2 protein-coding genes and 1 tRNA gene are annotated in these 1,732 nt (G+C 46.1%); 1 reads left to right on the forward strand and 2 read right to left on the reverse strand.

Features of this window, described 5'->3' with window-relative positions:
• Positions 1–151: 151 nt before the first annotated feature.
• The gene (locus ACTHSP_RS20365) at positions 152–718 is read left to right on the forward strand and encodes a hypothetical protein (RefSeq protein ID WP_314511453.1); all 567 of its coding nucleotides are present in this window, start codon (positions 152–154) and stop codon (positions 716–718) included.
• 262 nt (positions 719–980) lie between these two features.
• On the opposite strand, the gene ACTHSP_RS20370 is transcribed toward ACTHSP_RS20365, so the two are convergent.
• Positions 981–1,056: transfer RNA gene (locus tag ACTHSP_RS20370), tRNA-Asn, on the reverse strand.
• A 139-nt stretch (positions 1,057–1,195) separates the two neighbouring features.
• On the reverse strand, positions 1,196–1,687 hold the full coding sequence (locus tag ACTHSP_RS20375) for a hypothetical protein (RefSeq protein WP_003678851.1): 492 nt from the start codon (positions 1,685–1,687) through the stop codon (positions 1,196–1,198).
• Positions 1,688–1,732: the final 45 nt, after the last annotated feature.

The raw sequence follows: 1,732 nt of genomic DNA on the forward strand, positions 1-1,732 counted from the left end.
AGAAGGTACTCATGAAAAATCCCCTAAATGTCTTGGTGGGAATTTAGGGGATTTTGGGGAATTTTGCAAAGGTCTCATATCGGCAGTTATTCCGCTTATTGCATTCAAATCAGCTCAATCAATATTAAAACCAACCGATACACTAAACAAAATGAAACCGTCCCTTCCCATCCGCTCACTTCTTTTAAGTTGTATGTTCGCCGCAGCAAGTGCAAACAGCTTTGCCGCCGAAACCATCCTTACTTCTCCGGACAAGCAGTTCAGCATTAAAAAAGTCTGCAACCACAAAACCCAAGAATGCTCTTTCTTTGCAGGCAAAAAAGTCATCGAAAAAAATCTTCCCGAAGACAGGACAAGCTATGAATGGCTTGGCAATACCTTCGCATTAAGAATCAGCTTCGGATCGTATGATTCCTACACCACCTTCGCCGACCGTACCCACAAGCCCCATACGCTTTCCTCCGTCATCGCCACCGACAGCAAAACGCAATGCGCTGTGACCGCAGGTAATAAAGGCGTGTCGTTCTACTCGCTATTCCGCGACAAACCCGTCAAATTCATTGCCGCAAACGACAAAAAATTCGGCTTCCCTCAAGATGTTGTCTCGTTGGAATCCGTCGTCGAAGTAGAATTCAAAGGCAAGAAAGTCCACATGACGTATATGAACAAAGCTGAACGCAATGTCTCGGTCGTTTTAGACAATCCGTGTGTGAAATAATATGCCAAATTTGATGGACAAGGTTGTCTGAAAAGATGCCGTTCATTCAAAAAACGAAACAGCCCGAAACCTGACTGAAAAAAGGTTTCGGGCTGTTTGCACCTGTTCGTCAGACGAAGTGAGTAGGGCGCAATGCGTGCCAGTTTGGCGGATAGAGACCTTGGCAAAGGTCTTATGAGGATTCAGGACTTTCTTTGGAAAAGAACAATGGCTCCTTATTAACGTAAAAAAAGCCTGAACAGAAGTTCAGGCTTTTTAAATTTGGCTCCCCGACCTGGGCTCGAACCAGGGACCTGCGGATTAACAGTCCGTCGCTCTACCGACTGAGCTATCGGGGAATGGGGCGTATTATAATGGCTGGAAAAAATGTGTCAATCCATATTTTCAAGAAAATAGTGCAAAATATTTCAAATGTTTGAATGTTAAAAATATTTTGTAATCAAGTTTCACATGCTTCCCAGCCGTTTCAGACGGCCTTTAGTATTTGGCGTTAACCAATTTACCGTTTTGGAACACTTGCTGCTGCATTACCGTGCCGTTGTAAGCGTAAGTAGTTAACGAGCCGTTGCTTGGCGTGGCTCGGAACTGCATCAGTTGGTTGCGGCTGAGGACGTAGGGATCCGTGCGTTTTTGGCTGTTGTCGCTGTAAAAGTCTTGGACGACATATTCGTTGTTGCGTTTGCTGATCAGTTGGCGATGGAAGCCGCCTTTGACTGCGCTGTTGCTGGGTGTGCCGTGTGCATCAAAATAGGTCACGATTTGTTCTTCTGAGATACGGATGCCGTCTGAATCCGTGCCTTTGGTGGTTTTGGTTTTGTCCAAGCCGACAGGGATGTTGATGGATGTACCCAAGCCGACATGGCGGCCGATGCTGGTGCCAACGCCTAAGCCGACGGAAACGCCGGGCGTGCCGACTGTACATGCGCTGAGTGAAGCGGCCAAAAGGGCAGGTAAGAGAACTTTTTTCATAATGTGTATCCTTGTAATAAGAAATGTTTGTAATGTGGGAAGTAT

The sequence above is a fragment of the Neisseria sp. P0001.S005 genome, assembly GCF_051963715.1.